General features: G+C 73.8%; 15 protein-coding genes and 2 pseudogenes. 12 read left to right on the plus strand and 5 right to left on the minus strand.

The window, feature by feature from the left end; all coding sequences use genetic code 11:
• The first annotated feature begins 4 nt into the window (after positions 1-4).
• Entirely contained in the window at positions 5-889 is an 885-nt protein-coding gene (gene sucD / locus ACFQZ6_RS22010) for a succinate--CoA ligase subunit alpha (protein ID WP_381611679.1), read from the plus strand.
• A 101-nt stretch (positions 890-990) separates the two neighbouring features.
• Here the strand turns inward: sucD and ACFQZ6_RS22015 are convergent, their stop codons facing one another.
• A complete protein-coding gene (locus tag ACFQZ6_RS22015; protein WP_381611681.1) occupies positions 991-2109 on the minus strand; it encodes a sigma factor-like helix-turn-helix DNA-binding protein in 1119 nt (372 codons plus the stop codon).
• Positions 2110-2282: 173 nt separating this feature from the next.
• Here ACFQZ6_RS22015 and ACFQZ6_RS22020 point away from each other — a divergent pair, with 173 nt between their 5' ends.
• On the plus strand, positions 2283-4025 hold the full coding sequence (locus tag ACFQZ6_RS22020) for a cell division protein PerM (protein WP_449334083.1): 1743 nt from the start codon (positions 2283-2285) through the stop codon (positions 4023-4025).
• Between the two features lie 25 nt (positions 4026-4050).
• On the opposite strand, the pseudogene ACFQZ6_RS22025 reads toward ACFQZ6_RS22020, so the two are convergent.
• Positions 4051-4868, minus strand: a pseudogene (locus ACFQZ6_RS22025) (hypothetical protein).
• A 256-nt stretch (positions 4869-5124) separates the two neighbouring features.
• On the opposite strand from ACFQZ6_RS22025, the gene purN reads away from it, so the two are divergent.
• Both purN and purH read left to right on the plus strand, forming a co-directional pair.
• Entirely contained in the window at positions 5125-5763 is a 639-nt protein-coding gene (gene purN, locus ACFQZ6_RS22030; protein WP_381611685.1) for a phosphoribosylglycinamide formyltransferase, read from the plus strand.
• Positions 5760-7331 carry a bifunctional phosphoribosylaminoimidazolecarboxamide formyltransferase/IMP cyclohydrolase gene (gene purH / locus ACFQZ6_RS22035; protein WP_381611687.1) on the plus strand — a complete coding sequence of 524 codons (1572 nt, stop codon included), beginning with the start codon at positions 5760-5762 and terminating at the stop codon, positions 7329-7331. The genes purN and purH overlap by 4 nt, the downstream gene beginning before the upstream one ends.
• 49 nt (positions 7332-7380) lie before the next feature.
• Here purH and ACFQZ6_RS22040 read toward each other — a convergent pair.
• Positions 7381-8117, minus strand: a pseudogene (locus ACFQZ6_RS22040) (FHA domain-containing protein).
• 308 nt (positions 8118-8425) lie between these two features.
• Between ACFQZ6_RS22040 and ACFQZ6_RS22045 the strand changes: the two are divergent.
• On the plus strand, positions 8426-9421 hold the full coding sequence (locus ACFQZ6_RS22045; protein WP_381611689.1) for an ArsR family transcriptional regulator: 996 nt from the start codon (positions 8426-8428) through the stop codon (positions 9419-9421).
• An 85-nt stretch (positions 9422-9506) separates the two neighbouring features.
• Here ACFQZ6_RS22045 and ACFQZ6_RS22050 read toward each other — a convergent pair whose 3' ends face one another.
• Complete coding sequence (locus tag ACFQZ6_RS22050) at positions 9507-10211, minus strand: RDD family protein (RefSeq protein WP_381611690.1); 705 nt, start codon at positions 10209-10211, stop codon at positions 9507-9509.
• Between the two features lie 255 nt (positions 10212-10466).
• On the opposite strand from ACFQZ6_RS22050, the gene ACFQZ6_RS22055 reads away from it, so the two are divergent.
• From ACFQZ6_RS22055 to ACFQZ6_RS22070, 4 genes are all read left to right on the plus strand, one after another.
• On the plus strand, positions 10467-11321 hold the full coding sequence (locus ACFQZ6_RS22055; protein ID WP_381611692.1) for a bifunctional methylenetetrahydrofolate dehydrogenase/methenyltetrahydrofolate cyclohydrolase: 855 nt from the start codon (positions 10467-10469) through the stop codon (positions 11319-11321).
• Between the two features lie 97 nt (positions 11322-11418).
• On the plus strand, positions 11419-11859 hold the full coding sequence (locus tag ACFQZ6_RS22060) for a DUF3017 domain-containing protein (protein ID WP_381618527.1): 441 nt from the start codon (positions 11419-11421) through the stop codon (positions 11857-11859).
• 387 nt (positions 11860-12246) lie between these two features.
• On the plus strand, positions 12247-13473 hold the full coding sequence (locus ACFQZ6_RS22065; protein WP_381611694.1) for a helix-turn-helix domain-containing protein: 1227 nt from the start codon (positions 12247-12249) through the stop codon (positions 13471-13473).
• Between the two features lie 426 nt (positions 13474-13899).
• Positions 13900-14889: a malate dehydrogenase gene (locus ACFQZ6_RS22070; RefSeq protein WP_381611695.1), complete on the plus strand. Its 990-nt coding sequence runs from the start codon at positions 13900-13902 to the stop codon at positions 14887-14889.
• An 18-nt stretch (positions 14890-14907) separates the two neighbouring features.
• Here ACFQZ6_RS22070 and ACFQZ6_RS22075 read toward each other — a convergent pair whose 3' ends face one another.
• Entirely contained in the window at positions 14908-15882 is a 975-nt protein-coding gene (locus tag ACFQZ6_RS22075; protein ID WP_381611697.1) for a bifunctional helix-turn-helix transcriptional regulator/GNAT family N-acetyltransferase, read from the minus strand.
• Between the two features lie 114 nt (positions 15883-15996).
• Between ACFQZ6_RS22075 and ACFQZ6_RS22080 the strand changes: the two genes are divergently transcribed.
• The 3 genes from ACFQZ6_RS22080 to ACFQZ6_RS22090 are packed head-to-tail and all read left to right on the plus strand — an operon-like array spanning position 15997 to position 19103.
• Positions 15997-17754, plus strand: coding sequence for a hypothetical protein (locus ACFQZ6_RS22080; protein WP_381611698.1), 1758 nt, complete (start codon positions 15997-15999; stop codon positions 17752-17754).
• Complete coding sequence (locus ACFQZ6_RS22085) at positions 17741-18112, plus strand: hypothetical protein (RefSeq protein WP_381611700.1); 372 nt, start codon at positions 17741-17743, stop codon at positions 18110-18112. The genes ACFQZ6_RS22080 and ACFQZ6_RS22085 overlap by 14 nt, the downstream gene beginning before the upstream one ends.
• A 10-nt stretch (positions 18113-18122) precedes the next feature.
• Positions 18123-19103: a hypothetical protein gene (locus ACFQZ6_RS22090; RefSeq protein ID WP_381611702.1), complete on the plus strand. Its 981-nt coding sequence runs from the start codon at positions 18123-18125 to the stop codon at positions 19101-19103.
• The last annotated feature ends 16 nt before the right edge of the window (positions 19104-19119 follow it).

Below are 19119 nucleotides of genomic sequence, written 5' to 3' on the forward strand. Positions count from 1 at the left end.
CACCATGGCTATCTGGCTCAACAAGGACAGCAAGGTCATCGTCCAGGGCATGACGGGCGCCACGGGCATGAAGCACACCAAGCTCATGCTCGGGGACGGCACCAACGTCGTGGGCGGCGTGAACCCGCGCAAGGCGGGGCAGACCGTGGACTTCGACGGCACCGAGGTACCCGTCTTCGGGACGGTCGCCGAGGCCATCGAGAAGACCGGCGCCAACGTCTCCGTGATCTTCGTACCGGAGAAGTTCACCAAGGACGCCGTCGTCGAGGCCATCGACGCCGAGATCCCGCTGGCCGTCGTGATCACCGAGGGCATCGCCGTGCACGACACGGCGGCGTTCTGGGCGTACGCGGGCAAGAAGGGCAACAAGACCCGCATCATCGGCCCGAACTGCCCCGGCATCATCACGCCCGGCCAGTCCAACGTCGGCATCATCCCCGGTGACATCACCAAGCCGGGCCGGATCGGGCTGGTCTCCAAGTCCGGCACGCTGACGTACCAGATGATGTACGAGCTGCGGGACATCGGCTTCTCGACCGCCGTCGGCATCGGTGGCGACCCGATCATCGGCACCACGCACATCGACGCGCTCGCCGCGTTCGAGGCCGACGCGGACACCGACCTGATCGTGATGATCGGTGAGATCGGTGGCGACGCGGAGGAGCGGGCCGCCGACTTCATCGCGAAGAACGTCACCAAGCCGGTCGTCGGCTACGTCGCCGGTTTCACCGCGCCCGAGGGCAAGACCATGGGCCACGCCGGTGCCATCGTCTCCGGCTCGTCCGGCACCGCCCAGGCGAAGAAGGAAGCGCTGGAGGCGGCGGGCGTCAAGGTCGGCAAGACGCCGACCGAGACGGCGAAGCTGGCGCGGGAGATCCTGAGCGCCTGAGTTCTCCTCGGTTGACCCCGGTTGACCGTTTGTGGGCCCGTTCACCTGTGGGGTGGCGGGCCCACCGGCGTTCTCGCCCGTCGCGCCGGGCGCCAGCCACGTCACCGGGGCTCCGGCAGGAGTCGCTCCGGGCCGCTCTCCGTCGTCCTCCTCAGCTTCTCGCGGAGTTCCAGCGCCTCCTCCGACAGGGGCCCGGGGGCCGAGCGTGGAGGCACCCCCTGGACCGTCTCGCCAGGCGGCACCGGTGGCTCGTACCGGGTGGGGGCCGTGCGCAGGGAGAGGGTGGTGGCGCTGATGAGGGTGAGGGTGAAGGCGATGGCGGCGCGGGTCCAGAAGCGGGCCCGGCGTTCGCTGAAGGCGCGGACGGTGGGGGGCTTCGCGGCGCGGAGGCGTTCCGTGGAGGCCAGTTCGGCGAGGCGGCGGTGCAGGACGGCCGGGTCGGTGAGGTCCGGGAGCCGGGTGGTCACGGCCTCGCGGGCGCGCAGCAGGCGGCTGGCCGCCGCCCTGGTGCTCGCCTCCGTCTCCGCGGCGGTCTCCGGCAGGTCGAGGCCGACGCCGTCGTAGAGGAGGAGCGTGCGGCGGTACGACGGCGGGAGGTCCAGGAGGACGTCCAGCAGGGCGCGGTGGGTGGGGCTGGCGGGCGGGGGCTCGGGGTGCCGGTAGCGGGGGCGGAAGCGGTGCCAGGGGGAGAGGGCGTACTCGTACGCCGCCGCCCGCACCCAGCCCGCCGGGTCCCGGTCGACGGCCACCTCGGGCCAGCGGTCCCACGCCTGCTGGAAGGCCCGCTCGACCGACTCCCGGGCCAGTTCCCGGCGCCCGGTGAGCAGATAGGTCTGCCGTACGAGGGCGGGGGCGCAGAAGGCGTAGAGGGCGTCAAAGGCCTGAGCGGCCGTCAGCGGGGTCGGGGAGGTCAGTGGGGTCAGGGGCGGGGTGAGCGTGGGCTCGGCCGGTGTCTCCGCGCGGGTGTGCTGCTTCTCCAGGCTCACCGCGGGCGCGGGGCTCTTCGCGGGCGCGGGCCTGGCGGCGAACTCCGCGAGCAGCCTCGCGTACGCCTCCCGTTTGCGGCCGAGCGGAGTGGTGCGGCCGGTCTCCCACGCCCGTACCGTCGCACGGCTGACCCCCACCCGAGCCGCGAGCTGAGCCTGCGTCAACCCCGCCGCGTCGCGCAGGCGTCGGCGTTCCTTGGGGGGCGGGAGCGGGGTGGCGGGGCTCTGCGTCACCGGAGGCCCTTTCGTGCGAAAAAGTACATAAACACATATTGAGTGACACGTCGGGGGTTCACGTGTTACGACGGAAAAGCGCGTGTCGTTGGCAGCATGGCGGCGTGATCCCGACCCCCGAACACCGCCCGCCGCCGTCCCTCCGCACCCCCCTGCCGCCGCTGCTCACCCGGATGAGTCGACGGCCGTCCGGGCTGGTCGCCGGTCTGGTGGGCGGCGCGGTCGCGGCGGGGCTGGGTCTCGCGGTGTTCGCGGTGCTGGCGACGGTGCTGTGGATCAGCTCGCCGTACCCCGACAGCGGACCCGGCGCGGCGCTGCACGTCGCCGCCGCGCTCTGGCTGCTGGCGCACGGCGCGGACCTGGTCCGCGTCGACACCCTCTCCGGCGTCCCCGCCCCGGTCGGCGTCACCCCGTTGCTGCTGCTCGCGCTGCCGGTGTGGCTGGTGCACCGGGCGGCGCGGGACGCGGTGGACGGCGGCGACGACGGCGCCCCCGTCGTGCCGGTCTCCGGGCGTACGGCGTGGGCGGGCGTCGTCCTCGGCTACCTCACCGTCGGCGGCGCGGCCCTGCTGTACGCGGCGGGCGGTGACCTGCGGCCCGCGTGGCGGTGGCCCCTCGCGCTGCTGCCGCTGCTCGCCGTGGGCGCGGCGGCGTCGGGGGTGTGGACGGCGTACGGCCGACCCCGGCACCCCGTGGACGGTGTGCTGGTGCGCGTGCCGCGCCGGGTGCGCCGACGGCTGTTCGGCGCGGCGGCGCGGCAGCGGTACGAGGCGGCGGTGCGGGGCGCGGGCGCCGGGGTCGCGGCCTCCGTCGGAGGCGGGGCGCTGCTGGTGGCCCTGTCGCTGGCGTGGCACGGCGGGGCGACGCGGACGGCCTTCCTCCAGTTGACGGAGGGCCTGTCCGGCCGGTTCGCGGTGCTGCTGCTCTGTCTCGCGCTGGTCCCGAACGCGGCGGTGTGGGGCGCCGCGTACGCCCTCGGCCCCGGCTTCTGTCTCGGCGTCGGCCGGGTCACCAGCCCGCTGGCCGCCGCCCCGGCCCCCCTGCTGCCGCCGTTCCCGCTGCTGGCGGCGGTGCCGGGGGAGGGGGCGGGGACGCCGTTGCGCTGGGCGGTGCTGGTGGTGCCGGTGGTGAGCGCGGTGGCGGTGGGGTGGTACGTGGCGGGGGTTGCCGCACCGCGCGGCGGTGACCGTACGGCTGCCTGGCCGCGCGGCCGGACCGTCACCGCCACCGTCCTGGCCGCGCTGCTCTGCGCGACCGCCATGTCCGCCCTCGCCGCCTGCGCGGGCGGCCCCCTGGGCGTCGCCGCCCTCGCCCGCTTCGGCCCCGTGTGGTGGCAGGTGGGCGCCGCGACCCTGCTGTGGACGGTGACGGTGGCGGTACCGGTGGCGGCGGGCGTACGGGCGTGGCGCTGCCGCGAACCAAAGCGGTCCCCGGCACCGAAGCGGTCCCCGGCACCGAAGCAGCCCCCGGCTCCGAAGCAGTCCCCGGTACCAACGCCATCCCCGGCACCTACGCCATCCCCGGTGCCAACGCCATCCCCGGCACCGACGCCCTCGCCGGTGACGTCACCACCGCCAGTGACGTCACCACCGCCGGTGGCTGGTCGCAGGCGCTGGTGGCGCCGGGGCGTGGCCGGGACGCCCGCGGCGGGCGAGCCGGGACCGGAGAAGGCGCCCGCGGCGAGCGAGCCGGGGCAGGAGGAGAGGAACCCGGATCAGGGAGAAGGCGCGGAGGCAACCCCTGCCACCCCCGCAACCCCTGCCACCCCGACCGCCCCTGCCACCCCCGCCGCCTCTGCCACTCCCGCAGCTCCCCCCGCCCCCCGGCGGAGCCGTATCGCCGCCCTCGCCGCCTGGTTCGGGGTCGCCCGCAAGCCAGGCGGCCAGCCCGCCAGCCCTTCGGACCGCGCCCCCTGACACCGCCCCAGAACGGGACCCGGGGTCAGCCCTCCGTCCCCAGCACCCCCCGCAACTCCTCCGGCAGGAGCTTGCTGCACGCCTGGCGGCCTCGTTGGTGAGGGCGTCGTCGCGGCAGGTGTAGTAGTCGCGGTAGACGAGCTGCGCGGCGAAGGACGCCGCGACCAGGGCCAGCGCCAGCGACGCCGTGACCAGGCCACTGATCGCCGCGGCGGTCTGCGGGCGGGCCGGGGGCTCGGCGGCCGGGGCGTCGGGGTCGGCGCCTCGCGGCTTGGCGCGCAGCGCGCTGATGCCCCAGTACAGGGCGAGCGCCCCCAGCAGCAGCGCCGCGTACGGCCAACTGAACAGGGCGAAGAAGAAGGCCCACATGCCGCCCAGCAACGCGTACCGCGCGCGCCGCTGGGCCGGGTCGGTCGGGTCCCAGCGCGGGTTGCCGGAGCTGGGGCCGTTGCCACCGGAGCCCTCCGGTGAGCTGCCGGGCCGCTCGCCGAAGCCGCCGCCCTGGGAGCGGCCGGGCTGCCGGTCGCTCCAGCGGCTGCCCCACGGGGAGCGACCGCCGCCCCCGGAGTCGCCGGAGCCCGAGTCGTCGGAGCCCTCGTCCGAACCGGTCGGCCGACGCGGCTGCCAGGGCTGGTCGGGCGTGCCCTCCGGCGGCGGCGCGAAGGGATTGTCCTCCTGACCAGCGCCGCGCCGCTGGTCACCGGGCTGGTCGCCCCGCTGGTCACCCTCGGACGCGTCGGGCGGTGAGGCGGGGCGCTCCCGCAGCGCCACCACGCCGCTGCGCTCCCCTCCCAGCACCGACTGCGGGGGGAGCGTGAGGAGTCGCAGGCTGCGGTCCGGCATCAAGTGAGCGTCTTCCCCTAGGCGATACGGCTGTCTGCTGTGAGCTGTCACTACGAGAACGCGCCGTCCCCCGGCCGCGTTCCCGAACGCACTCCTCCCAGACGCTACCTTCCGGCCACGCCCCCGTCCCGTGGGGGCCGCCCGGTGTGCCGGTATCGTTGCTGACGGTCGGCCGCTTCGTACACTTCCCCGTATCGAGGGGCGCGAAGCATTCGTACGACCATACAAAGACGCTGTCCCGAGAAAGGGCCCCACCGTGGCCGCCAAGCCCGTGGCCAGGAGTGCCAAGCGCCTCGTGGTGCTGGTCTCCGGATCCGGCACCAACCTCCAGGCGCTGCTCGACGCCATCGACGCCACGGGTGCCGACGCGTACGGCGCCGAGATCGTGGCCGTAGGCGCCGACCGTGACGGCATCGAGGGGCTCGCGCGGGCCGAACGCGCCGGGCTGCCGACCTTCGTGTGCCGGGTCAGGGACTTCGCCTCCCGGGACGAGTGGGACGCCGCCCTCGCCGACGCGGTCGCGGCGCACGAGCCCGACCTCGTCGTCTCCGCCGGGTTCATGAAGATCGTCGGCAAGGAGTTCCTGGCCCGGTTCGGGGGGCGGTTCGTCAACACGCACCCGGCCCTGCTGCCCAGTTTTCCCGGCGCCCACGGCGTCCGTGACGCGCTCGCGTACGGCGCCCGGGTCACCGGCTGCACCGTCCACTTCGTCGACGACGGCGTCGACACCGGACCGATCATCGCGCAGGGCGTGGTGGAGATCCGGGACGAGGACGACGAGAGCGCTCTGCACGAGCGCATCAAGGAAGTCGAGCGAAGGCTGCTCGTCGAGGTCGTGGGGCGGCTCGCCCGCAACGGCTATCGCATTGAGGGACGAAAGGTAGTTATCCAGTGACCGCCGAGAGCAACGGGAGCACCCAGCGGCCGATCCGGCGCGCGCTCGTCAGCGTCTACGACAAGACGGGCCTTGAGGACCTCGCCCGCGGCCTGCACGAGGCGGGCGTGGAGCTGGTTTCCACCGGCTCCACCGCGGGCCGTATCGCCGCCGCCGGTGTCCCCGTCACCAAGGTCGAGGAGCTGACCGGCTTCCCCGAGTGCCTGGACGGCCGGGTCAAGACCCTGCACCCCCGGGTGCACGCGGGCATCCTCGCCGACCTGCGGCTCCCCGAGCACCAGCGCCAGCTCCAGGAGTTGGGGGTCGAGCCGTTCGACCTGGTCGTCGTCAACCTCTACCCGTTCCGGGAGACCGTCGCCTCGGGCGCCTCACCCGACGAGTGCGTGGAGCAGATCGACATCGGCGGCCCGTCGATGGTCCGCGCCGCCGCCAAGAACCACCCGTCCGTCGCCGTCGTCACCAGCCCCGACCGGTACGCCGACGTGCTCGCCGCCGTCCGCGCGGGCGGCTTCGACCTCGCCGCCCGCAAGCGGCTCGCCGCGGAGGCGTTCCGGCACACGGCGGCGTACGACGTCGCGGTGGCGGGCTGGTTCGCCAGCGAGTACGCGCCCGTGGACGACTCCGCCTTCCCCGACTTCCTCGGCGCCACCTGGGAGCGGAGCAACACCCTCCGCTACGGCGAGAACCCGCACCAGCCCGCCGCCCTCTACGTCGACGGCACCGGCGGCCTCGCGCAGGCCGAGCAACTGCACGGCAAGGAGATGTCGTACAACAACTACACGGACACGGACGCCGCCCGCCGTGCCGCGTACGACCACGCCGAGCCGTGCGTCGCGATCATCAAGCACGCCAACCCGTGCGGCATCGCCGTCGGCGCGGACGTCGCCGAGGCGCACCGCAAGGCCCACGCGTGCGACCCGCTCTCCGCGTACGGCGGTGTGATCGCCGTCAACCGGCCGGTCAGCAGGGAGATGGCGGAGCAGGTCGCCGAGATCTTCACCGAGGTCATCGTCGCGCCGGACTACGAGGAGGGCGCCCTCGACGCCCTCACCAAGAAGAAGGGCATCCGCGTCCTGCGCTGCCCCGAGGGCCCCGGAAACCCGGTCGAGGTCAAGCCCGTCGACGGCGGCGCCCTCCTCCAGGTCACCGACCGCCTCCAGGCCGACGGCGACGACCCGGCCAACTGGACCCTCGCCACCGGCGAGGCGCTGGACGCCGACGAGCTGGCCGAGCTGGCGTTCGCGTGGAAGGCGTGCCGCGCGGTGAAGTCCAACGCGATCCTGCTCGCCAAGGACGGCGCCTCCGTCGGCGTCGGCATGGGCCAGGTCAACCGCGTCGACTCCGCGAAGCTCGCCGTCGAGCGGGCGGGCGCGGAGCGCGCGCGGGGCGCCTACGCGGCGTCCGACGCGTTCTTCCCCTTCCCGGACGGCCTGGAGATCCTCACCGGGGCCGGGGTCAGGGCGGTCGTCCAGCCGGGCGGTTCGGTCCGTGACGAACTGGTCGTGGAGGCCGCGAAGAAGGCCGGCGTGACCATGTACTTCACCGGGACGCGGCACTTCTTCCACTGACGGCTGACGGCTGACGGCTGACGGCCGACGGGGTACTCACCGGCCCCCGTCAACGGGGGCCGGCGCAGTACTCGTTGAGGATGGCCAGGTCGTCCTCGCGGGCCAGGTTGAAGCGCAGCGCCAGGGACACCAGGGACTCCCGCCTGCCGTTGTGCAGGCGGGGGACTCCGTCGGGTCGTGGTCCGGGCGCAGCCGCAGCTTCAGGGCGAGGTAGTCGAGGTTCCAGTGCACCGCCGTACGGCTGACCGTCGGCCACGTCGGCCGCAGGCGCTCCACCAGGTCCTCCACGGCGGGCAGCGGGGCGTGCGCCGCGCCGCGCAGCCGGGGCTCGCACAGGGCGACCAGGACGGCGAAGTAGCGCTTGGTGCGGTCCAGGCTGAACGCCGGTGCCATGGGCGAGCCGGTCAGCCCGCGCCGGGCGGCGCTGCGGAAGGTGTGCCGGGGCGCCCAGACGTCGATCGGTATCAGGTCACCGCCCGCCAGCAGCACCAGCCGCCCGAACTCGAACGGCACCGGCGCCTCCACCCGGCCCGGCGCGATCTTGACGTGTTCGCCCGCGCCCTCGGGGTTCTCGACGACGTAGGTCTGGTCGTCGCTGAGGTTGCTCAGTAACCAGTAGGTGCCGTTCGCGGTGATCTCCCCGGCGCGCGGGAGCACGCCCGGGTGCGGGATGGTCAGGCCGCCCGGGGTCCGCGCGCTGCCGAAGGGCAGCCGTTCGCCGCTGGTGAGGTGGATGTGGTCGTGGGTGGCGGCATGTTTCGGTGGTACGACGATGATGCTGTACATGGCTAACGCGCCTTCTCTCACGCCTGGTGGACCGCGATGGTGGCCGTGCCCCAGTGGGCGGTACGTTCCCCTGGGTTACTGGGTGCCGACGAAGAGCGAGTGCCCGTCGAGGCTCAGGTGACGCCCGTGACGGTGCCCTGGGCGTGCCGCGCCCTCGTCGGTCTCGGGGGAAGGTCGATGGCCAATGTGGCGTCCTCGGGTGGGGGGTGTGAGGGGGGCTCTGTGCGGTCTCACAATTGCCCCCGGACGTGCTGGCGGTCCATGCTGTTGCGGCTGAGTGCAAATGCTGAGTTCAACGGGGGAACAAGGTGCTGCGCATCCATTTCAGTGAGCTCGACCTTGCCAGAACCCGGCTCGCCGCGAGTTCCGACCCACTCTGGGAGATCGCGGGGAGCCTGCACCGGTTCCAGTCCCGCAAGGGCCGTTGGGCGTACGCGGGATGGTTCCGCTCCGCCCGGCTGCAACTGCACCGCAGGGGACTGGAGCGCGCCGTGCGGAACGTCCTGCTGCCGCTCTACCCACGGGCCACCTACTTCCCGGACTTCCTGACGCCGGTCGGCACGGACGGCAGCATCGAGGCCGGGGCGGAGCTGATCCTCGCCACGCCCGGACGCCGGATACGGCACGAGATGGCCCTGCTCGACCGGGCCGTGGGCGCCCCCGCCTGGGTGGGCCAACTCGCCGACCTGGGCACCCGCAAGGAGTTCGTACGGCTGCTGCACGACTACCACGAGGCCGTCGTGGCGCCCTACCGGGACCATGTGCGGGCCCGCGTCGACGCGGAACGCGCGGCGCGCTGCCGGGCCCTGCTGGACGGCGGGGTGGAGGGGCTGCTGGCCTCCCTGGGGCAGGGCTCCGGGATGCGGTGGCGGCCCCCGGTGCTGGAGGCCAGCTATCCCGAGGACCGGGACCTGTACCTCAACGGCCGTGGACTGACCCTCGTCCCCTCCTACTTCACCTGGGGGCAGCCCGTCAGCTTCGCGGACCCCGACCTGCCGCCGGTGCTGTGGTACCCGCTGCTGGACGAGCACCGCTCGCCGCAGACGGACACCGACAGCTCCGGCAGGTCCCTGGTCGCCCTGCTCGGGCGCACCCGGGCCGCCGCGTTACACGCCGCCGTCTCGGGCGCGACGACCGGCGAACTCGCCCGCGCCGCGGGGGTGTCGGCGTCCTCGGCCAGCCGTCACGCCACCGCGCTGCGGGACGCGGGCCTGATCACCAGCGTCCGTGAGGGCGCCCAGGTGCTGCACACCCTGACGCCCGTGGGGGCGTCGGTGCTGCGGGCGGCGGGGCAGGGCGACTGAGGGGCACGCGCGAGGGCCGTGCCCCCCGGGTGCGGGTGGGACACGGCCCTCGTGAAGCGCCGCGTCCGGCGCCGGGCGCGGTGGGTCAGTTCTGGATGACCATCGTGCTCGCGGCCTTGTCGTGCCAGCCCTGCTGGCGGCCCGACTTGTCCCAGAAGGGGGACAGGTAGACGAGCAACTGGCCGATGCCGCAGGCGAAGCTGCCCACGATCGGGATGATCCAGCGGATGAACGACGAGCCCAGGCCGATCTTCTGGCCGGTGTTGACGTTCACGACCCGGATGCCGACCGCCAGCTTGCCGAGGGTGCCGCCGAGCAGGGCGGTGAGCAGCCACTCGTACAGCAGGCCGATGGCCGCCATGATGACGAAGACCACCATCAGCGACGCGACGACGTCGCCGAGGCCGTCCTCCACGCACGACTGGTAGGCGGCGCTGTCGGTGGGCTGGTCGCAGTCGTTGATGGCGGACGCCGAGCCCGCGAGCCCGAGCAGGCCGAGGACGAAGTAGATGACCAGGAACGCGACGCCGTCCAGCAGCCGGGCGCCGAAGCGGCGGCCCATCGACGCCACCCTCGGCATACCGGGCATACCCGGCATACCGCCCGGGGTGCCGGGGGCACCGGCCGGGTAGGACGGGTAGCCGCCGTAGCCGCCGCCCTGCGGGGGGGCGCCGCCGGGGGCCTGCGGGTAGCCGTAGCCGGGCGGCTGCTGGCCCGGGTAGCCGTACCCGGGCTGCTGCGGTTGCTGCGGCTGTTCGCCGTACGGGTTGTTGGGGGAGCCGAAACTCATGGGCGACATTCCTCCGTGCAGGGGCGGGGACGGCGCGGGTCGCACGAGGAACGTCACGGATCGTCGCGAAAGGACGCGATGTGAGCGGTTTGCCCCCGAACATGAACCGCGGTATTGCGCCGCTCATCGTTCTTCAGGCTGCCGGAATTTGTCCAGTCGCATTCGGTTTGTGTTGTGCAAGTGCAACCTCCTGATCACCCGGTGGTCAGAAGGCGCGATTGGTCCCCAGGGGCGGTTATCCGCGAGGATGGAGGCATGACTGCCCAGATTCTCGATGGCAAGGCCACCGCAGCCGCGATCAAGTCCGATCTGACCGCCCGCGTGGCGGCGCTGAAGGAGAAGGGCGTCACGCCCGGCCTCGGCACGATCCTCGTCGGGGACGACCCCGGCAGCCAGAAGTACGTCGCCGGGAAGCACCGCGACTGCGCCCAGGTCGGCATCGCCTCCATCCAGCGCGAACTGCCGGGCACGGCGACGCAGGAGGAGATCGAGGCGGTCGTCCGCGAACTGAACGAGGACCCGGCCTGCACCGGCTACATCGTCCAGCTCCCGCTGCCCCGCGGCATCGACGAGAACCGCGTCCTGGAGCTGATGGACCCCGACAAGGACGCCGACGGGCTGCACCCCATGAACCTCGGCCGCCTCGTCCTCAACGAGCCCGCGCCGCTGCCCTGCACCCCCAACGGCATCCTCACCCTGCTGCGCCGCCACGGCGTCGAGATCAAGGGCGCGGAGGTCGTGGTGGTCGGCCGGGGCGTGACCATCGGGCGTCCGATGCCGCTGCTGCTGACCCGGCGCAGCGAGAACGCCACGGTGACGCAGTGCCACACCGGCACCCGGGACCTCGCCGCGCACCTGCGCCGCGCGGACATCATCATCGCCGCGGCGGGCTCCGCCCACCTGGTGCGGGCCGAGGACGTCAAGCCGGGCGCCGCCGTCCTCGACGTCGGCGTCTCCCGCAGCGCCGAGGGCAAGATCGTCGGCGATGTGCACCCCGACGTCGCCGAGGTCGCGGGCTGGATCTCCCCCAACCCCGGCGGCGTGGGCCCGATGACCCGGGCCCAGCTTCTGGTCAACGTGGTCGAGGCGGCGGAACGCAGTGTCGGCTGAGACGGGCGGGACGCGGGGCGACAAGGGCGAGGTGGCCGACGAGGGCGCCGCGGTCGCTGACGGCTCCGGCGGTCCCGCCGAGGCGGACGACTCCGAGCTGACCGTCCGCGACCCCATCAGCGCCCCCGACGCGGAGGGCAGGCCACGCCGGGTCACCCGGCGGTTCCCGCTGTTCACCCGGGACACCGCCCGGCCCGAGGGCGGCGGCCGGGCCGCGTCCGGCGCCGCCCCGGCGCCCGCCCGGCAGTGGCCGACGCTGCTCGTCCTCGGCGTGGTGGGCGCGGGCCTGCTGCTCACCGCCCTGGACCAGTTCCGGTACGGGACGATGCTGATCGGCGTCGCCCTGCTCGGCGGCGCCGCCCTGCGCTGGCTGCTGCCCGGCGTCGGAATGCTCGCGGTGCGCTCCCGCTTCACCGACATCGCCACCTACGGCATCCTCGGCCTGACGATCGTCCTGCTGGCGCTGATGGTGCAGCCGAACCCCCTGCTGGAGATCCCCTTCCTCAAGGACACGCTGCACTTCACCGTCAGCAGCTAGCGCCCCTCGGGCCCGTCGCTGACGCGGCGCCCCGTCCCCTCCCCCGAGCCAAGGGACGGGCCGCCGCCGCGACCCACACTCCCGTGACCGGAGCGGGGCGTTCAACGGCTGTCCGTGCGCTGTGGCACGGAAGTGACCGTTCCGCTACGGTGTCCGCGACCTGACACAACCTCCTGAAACGACCGTGGCGCGTTTGCGTACCAGGGGCGGGGAGGCCACCGGTGCGCCCGAGGTCACCGGTGTGTGTCCGTCGTGTCGGCGTATCGACAGGTTCGCGGAGGCGGGGTGTGCCCGCGGTCCGGGAACTGGGATCCTGGCCCGGCGCCTCCCCTGGGGCGGGGCGGCGCGGCGACAACCAGCACGTAGCGGGGGGAAGAGGGGGAAGCGATGCCTCGTTGGAAGGACCTGCCGGAGGAACTCGACCCGCAGATCCGGGAGTTCACCAGCCAGCTCCGCCGACTCGTGGACCGCAGCGGACTGAGCGTCGCGGCGGTCGCCGACCGAACCGGCTACAGCAAGACGTCCTGGGAGCGCTACCTGGGCGGCCGACTGCTCGCGCCCAAGGGCGCCATCGTCGCCCTCGCCGAGGTCACCGGCACCAACCCCGTCCACCTCACCACCATGTGGGAGCTGGCCGAACGGGCCTGGAGCCGTTCGGAGATGCGCCACGACATGACCATGGAGGCCATGAAGATCTCGCAGGCGCGCGCCGCGCTCAGCGAGTTCGGGCCGCCCCCGGCGGGCGCACCCGCCGCGGGTGCCAAGAACAAGTCGGCCCGCAAGGGCGGCAACGCGACGGCCACCCCCGGGATCGCCGGGCCCGCGGGCGTCGTCCCGAGCGTGCCGACGGTTCCCGCCCAGCCCACCGCCCCCGACGCCGACGCCCGCGAGAACGGCGCCGCCGCGTCCCCGGGCCGCACCAACTCCTGGGGCCTCGCCGGGTACACCGGACCGTCCCCGGTGGGCCCCCGCGGGCCGAAGCCGAACCCCACGACCACGCCGACGCCAGGGGCGCGCCCCGCGACCACGTCGACGCCGGGCCCCGCGGCCTCGCCGACCCCGGGGTCGTACGGCGAACCGCCGCACGGAGCCCAGGCGGCGGACCAGCGCCGTGGCCCGGGCGGCCGTGGGCGACGCCTCGGCCTGCTGCTCGCCGGTGTCGTCGGCGTGCTGGCCACGGCCCTCGCCGCCTATCTGCTCACCAGCCGCGGCGGGGACGCCAAGGAGGCCGCCCCCACCCCCTCGCCCACGCCCACCGCCACCAAGGTCAAGCTGCCGCCCGGCGTGAAGTGCAGCGGGGAGAGCTGCACCGGCAAGGACGCGGAGGACATGGGGTGCGGCGGCGAGCTGGCCACGACCGCCCAGTCCGTCACCGTGGGCACCACGCTGGTGGAGGTGCGGTACAGCGAGACCTGCGCCGCCGCCTGGGGCCGTATCAACCAGGCCGTACCGGGCGACGCGGTGCGGGTGACCGTGGGCGGGGCCGTGCGGGACGGGTCCGTCACGGAAGCCGGGGACACCGACGCGTACACCCCGATGATCGCCGTCCGGAAGGCCACCGACGCGGTGGCGTGCGTGACGCTGACCTCGGGCGAGAAGGGCTGCACGCGGTAGGCCCGGGCGACGGACCGAAAAAGAGAGCGCCGGGGCAGGCATGGCCCCGCCGATCGGGGGCACGCGAACCGTACCCCCACGGGAGTCCGGCGGAGTCGGTACCCCCACAGGCGGCCGTTTTCGTCTCTCCTCTCCCGGACGAGCGGCCGCCGCCCCTTTTTCCGCGGGGGACGTCCGCGGGGGACGTCCGCAGGGACTTCGCAGGGGGACTTCCGCGGGGACTTCGCAGGGGTACTTCCGCAGGGGGCACTCCCTCTTTCCCGCAGGGGTACGCCCTCTGTGGGACGGGCCACACCGGGGCGGCCGTGCGGGATGGCGGAGGCGCGATAGCCTGACCGCCGAGAGATCTCTTGACGCCAAGAGATCGATCATCCGGAACCCCCGGGGCAGGGACGCCCCACCGCCAGCTGTCATACGGAGAACGCCATGACCCGCACTCCCGTGAACGTCACCGTCACCGGCGCGGCCGGCCAGATCGGTTACGCCCTGCTCTTCCGCATCGCCTCCGGCCAGCTCCTCGGCGCGGACGTGCCGGTCCGCCTGCGCCTCCTGGAGATCACCCCGGCCCTGAAGGCCGCCGAGGGCACCGCGATGGAGCTGGACGACTGCGCGTTCCCGCTGCTCCAGGGCATCGACATCAGCGACGACCCGAACGTGGCCTTCGACGGCACCAACGTCGCCCTCCTCGTCGGCGCCCGCCCGCGCACCAAGGGCATGGAGCGCGGCGACCTGCTGGAGGCCAACGGCGGCATCTTCAAGCCGCAGGGCAAGGCCATCAACGACCACGCCGCCGACGACGTGCGCGTCCTGGTCGTCGGCAACCCGGCCAACACCAACGCGCTGATCGCGCAGGCCGCCGCCCCGGACGTACCGGCCGAGCGCTTCACCGCGATGACCCGCCTGGACCACAACCGCGCCCTGACCCAGCTCGCGAAGAAGACGGGCGTCGCGGTCTCCGAGATCCGGAAGCTGACGATCTGGGGCAACCACTCCGCCACCCAGTACCCCGACATCTTCCACGCCACCGTCGCGGGCAAGAACGCCGCCGAGGTCGTGAACGACGAGCAGTGGCTCGCCGACGACTTCATCCCGACCGTCGCCAAGCGCGGCGCCGCCATCATCGAGGCCCGCGGCGCCTCCTCGGCCGCGTCCGCCGCCAACGCCGCCATCGACCACGTCGACACCTGGGTCAACGGCACCGCCGACGGCGACTGGGTCTCCATGGGCATCCCGTCCGACGGTTCCTACGGCGTCCCGGAGGGCCTGATCTCCTCCTTCCCCGTCACCTGCAAGGACGGCAAGTACGAGATCGTGCAGGGCCTGGAGATCAACGACTTCTCCCGCGCCCGCATCGACGCCTCCGTCAAGGAGCTGGAGGAGGAGCGCGAGGCGGTCCGCGGCCTCGGCCTCATCTGACGACCCCCGCGGGGTTCCTCAGGCCCCGTCCCGGTCCGTCCGGGGCGGGGCCTCGTCATGGGCGCTCCCGTCGTACGCGGGCAGCCGCTTCTCGAACCAGTGCGCCCCGTAGACGTGGTCCGAGTACGCCGGGATCTCCCGGTACCCGCACGCCCGGTACATCACCCGCGCCTCCGTCAGCGTGGCGTGCGTGTCGAGGCGTACGACGTCCAGGCCGCGGGCGCCCGCCTCCCGCTCCAGCCCCCCGAGGATGCGTCGGGCCAGGCCCAGTCGGCGGGCGGCCGGGGCCACCCAGACGTGCCGCAGCTCGCCGACGCCGGGCGTGAGGCGCCGCAGCGCCCCGCAGCCCACCGGCACCCCCTCCTCGTACGCCACGAGGAACGCGCCCGCCGCGCCCGACACCTCCTCGGCCCGCACCAGGTCGGACCGGTCGAAGCCCTCCGGGAACCGGGCGTCGATCTCGGCGGCGTAGGCGTCCAGGCAGGCGCGGGCGTCGGCACCGGCGGCGTCGACGGGGCGCACGGTGATCGCGGCGAGGCGCAGCAGTCGCCGGGCGGTGGCCATGGCCTCCGTCAGCCGGTCGCGCTGGGCCGGGGTCAGCCCGTCCAGCAGGCCCGCCACCAGGGCGTCGGAGCGGCGGTCCTGCTCCCGGACCTCGGCACGCCCGGCCGCCGTCAGCGTGACCGTGCGCAGCCGCTGGTCGCGCGGGTCGGGGGCGAGGGTGACCAGGTTCTGCGCCTGGAGCGCCTTGACCATCCGGCTCAGGTACCCGGCGTCCAGGCCGAGCCGGGCGCGCAGTTCGCGCAGGGAGGCGCCCCGCGGGCTCCCGGCGATCTCGAACAGCAGCCGGGCCTCGCCGAGCGGGCGGTCCTGGCCGAGGTAGTGGTCGTCGAGGGCGCCGATGCGGCGGGTGAAGTAGCGGTTGAAACGGCGGAAGGCCGCGATCTGCTCACGGCCGGGCGCGGTGGAGGCTGTCGACGCGGTGGAGTCCATGGTCTTTGACTCTAGTCAAAGAGCGGCGGGGAGGATGCGTAAAGGATGAGGACAGCCCTGCTCATCTCTCCTATGCTGATGCGCCGTCAACTGTCGCTATCTCGGGGGATAGGCGTGACCACCGCGCACGTGCCACACCAGACCGACCCCGGGTCCGCCCTCGCGGACCCCCCGCCCATCCCGCCGCACGCCAGCGAGGCCACCCGGCTGCTGTGCGCGGGCGCCTACCTGGACCCCCGCTACCGGGACCGCGTCATCGACGAGCTGTACCTCGACGAACAGCGGATCGTGGCACCGTCCCTCGGCATCGACGCCGCCCGCGTCCTCGCCCACGCGCTGCGCGCCCGCAAACAGGAACAGCTCTGGGCCGCCGCCATCGTCGGACTGTGGATCGTGGGCCTGCCGCTCAGCGGCTGGCTGCTCGCCGGTGTGCTCTACCCCAGCCTGCTGCTCGCCCTCGCGCCCTGGCTCCGGGGCCGCGCCGCCGAGCCGCCGCTGTACCGCAGGGTCGCCGCCTTCGTCGCCCGCTGGTGGGGCCGCGTCATCTTCGCCTACTTCCTCTTCATCGCCGTCAGCATCGCCTTCGGCGACGGCGGCGACGACGACTCCGGCTACGGGTCGGCGTACGACCCCTACGACCTCAGCGACCCCGAGTCGGTGAGCCTGACGGACCTGCTGGTGCCCGCCGCCGACGACCTCGCGGAGCTGATCGACCCCTGGCAGGCGTGGATGGCGCTCGGGGTGCTCGCGCTGATCGCGCTGTGCGTCGCCGCGCAGCGCGGCCAGTTCGCCCGCGCCCTCACCGCCGAACTCTCCCCACAGCGCTTCCCGGACGCGGCCAGCGACCCCGCCGAGCGGGCCGAGGGGCAGCGGTTCCGGCGGGTGATGCACCGCATCCGCGTGGAGCAGCACGCGCCGCTGGTGATGTACCACGAGGCCCGCCCGTTCTGCGGCGCGGGAGCCGCGTACGACACCTGGGTGCTCGCCGTCGAACTCCGCCCCGACGAGGACGCCACCCAGCAGCCGCTGAGCAACCGGGCGATCCTGGAGCGCATCCGGCCGCTGCTCGAACAACTGCGGGTGCCCGCCGAGTACGCCGGGACCGCCGTGCGCGACCGGCTGCGGCGGCTGGAGATCGACGAGTGCGTGTTCCTGCCCGCCGAGGGCCTGCTCCGGCGCGACCAGGCCCCCTACGGCCCCGAGCAGTTCGAGCAGCACCGCGCCCGCGCCGTCGAGGAGGGCGGCGAGAAGCGGCGGCACTTCCTGCGCATCCGCGTCGGCGGCTGGGAGGAGGAGCTGGTCGTCACCGTCTTCGTGCGCATCCACACCCAGGGCCGGATGCTCATGCTGGAGATCGCCCCGCACGTGCTGACCCCGGTCCGCGCGGACTTCAAGGACGCCGACCGCGCCGCCCACCGGCTCCGCCACGACAACGTGGTCGGCAAGGCGCTCACCGCCCTGCTGCTGACGCCCCGCTCGCTGGGCCTGGCCCTGGTCACCCTCGGCCACGGGGCGCGCTACGCCTGGCGGCTGCTGACCGGCGGCCACTCGGCCGCGCTGCCCGACGGGCCCGCCGTGTCCGTGCGCGAACTGGGCTCCGTACCGGACGGCTCCACCTTCCAGGAGATGGACACCGCCCGGTACCTGCGCACCGTCCAGGACCGCATCGGGCACGGCGTCCGGCTGGCGCTCGCCGAGGCGGGCTACGAGACCGGCGAGTTCGTGCAGAAGATCATCAATGTCAGCGAGGGCGCCGTGCACATCGGCCGCGCCGACAACTCCTCCTTCGCCTTCGGCGAGCACGCCAGCTCCTCCACCGTCAACAGCGGCCCCGAGCCGCAGAAGGGACCGGCCAGCGATGGCGGCAAGTGACCCCCTGCCCCCGCCCCCGAACGTCCACATCGGCCGCGCCGACAACTCCGCGTTCGCCTTCGGCAGCCACGGCCGCGCCGAGACCCACAACACCACCGCCCCGGCCACCCGCGACGCCGACGCCGAGCAACTCCTCGAAGCGGTACGGGAACTGCGCGCCGACCTCGCGCGGCTGCGGGAGAGCGAGCAGACCACGCGCCTTGACGCGGCCCTCGCGGAGACCGAGGAGGAGATCGACCGCACCGGTACGGCGGGACAGTCCCGTCGGCAGCGGCTGCGGGAACTGCTGGAGGACGCCCAGTCCGTGCTGACGCTGTTCGCGTCGGCCGGGACGGTCGCCGGGCTGCTGGGGATGTGAGGGGTTCGCCATGAGCGGGGGACAGCGGTACTGGAACGAGGACGCCCAGCGCTGGGAGGACGGCGCGGAGGCGGCGGGCCGGGCCCCGGTGACACCGGCGCCGGTGACGCCGCCACCGGCGAGCCCGCCACCGGCGCCCATCGTCCCGCCGCCGTCCGTGCCGCCGTCCGTGCCGCCCCCGGACTTCGCGCCCGGGGGCGGCTGGTCCAGCCCCGAGCTGCCGCACCCGGGGCCCCAGCGGGTCGGCGGGCTCAGCCGCCGGACGCTGTGGACGGTGCTGGGCGGCGCGGCCGTCGCCGGGGCCGCCGTGGCGCTGGTGCTGACGCTGGTCGTCGGGGACGGGAACGGGGACGGGGGCACGGACGGGAAGGGCAAGGCGAGCGGGGAGAGCACCGCCCCGGTGTCGGAGGCGCCACCCGAGGGCGACGCGTCGCCACCGGAGGGTGAGACGCCGCCACCGGAGGGTGAGGCGCCGCAGCAGTCGCCGCTTGAGGAGCCGCCGTCGCCCTCCGCCACCGTCGACGTACCCGCCGGGTACGAGCTGTACGAGGACGCCGAGGGCTTCAGCATCGCCCGGCCGACGGGCTGGACGCGCGAGGCGGTGGACTCCCAGTACGGCATGGACATCGTCAACTACCGCAGCGCGGACGGCGAGCTGCGGCTCCAGGTGTTCGAGGTGGCGGAGACCTCCCCCGAGGCGTCCTTCGACCTGTTCCTCTCCGACGACACCCCGAAGGCGGACGGCTTCGAGGAACTCACCCTGGAACAGGTGGGCGAGGGCGGCTCCCGCCTCGAGTACCTCGCCGATTCCATCAAGGGCGAGCCCGACGTCGGCACCTGGCACGTCGTCGACGAACGCTTCGTCGCCGCCGACGGCAACCTGTACGCCGTCGCCGCCTACGGCCCCGACGCCGACGGCCGCGACGACGAGCGGGAACTGCTGGACACGGCGCTCACCTACTTCTGCCCGCCGTACTACTCGTGCGACTAGCGCGCCCCCTGGGCGA

Origin of the sequence: Streptomyces flavalbus (genome assembly GCF_042674625.1) — a bacterium.
In the GTDB taxonomy this organism is placed as follows: domain Bacteria; phylum Actinomycetota; class Actinomycetes; order Streptomycetales; family Streptomycetaceae; genus Streptomyces; species Streptomyces flavalbus.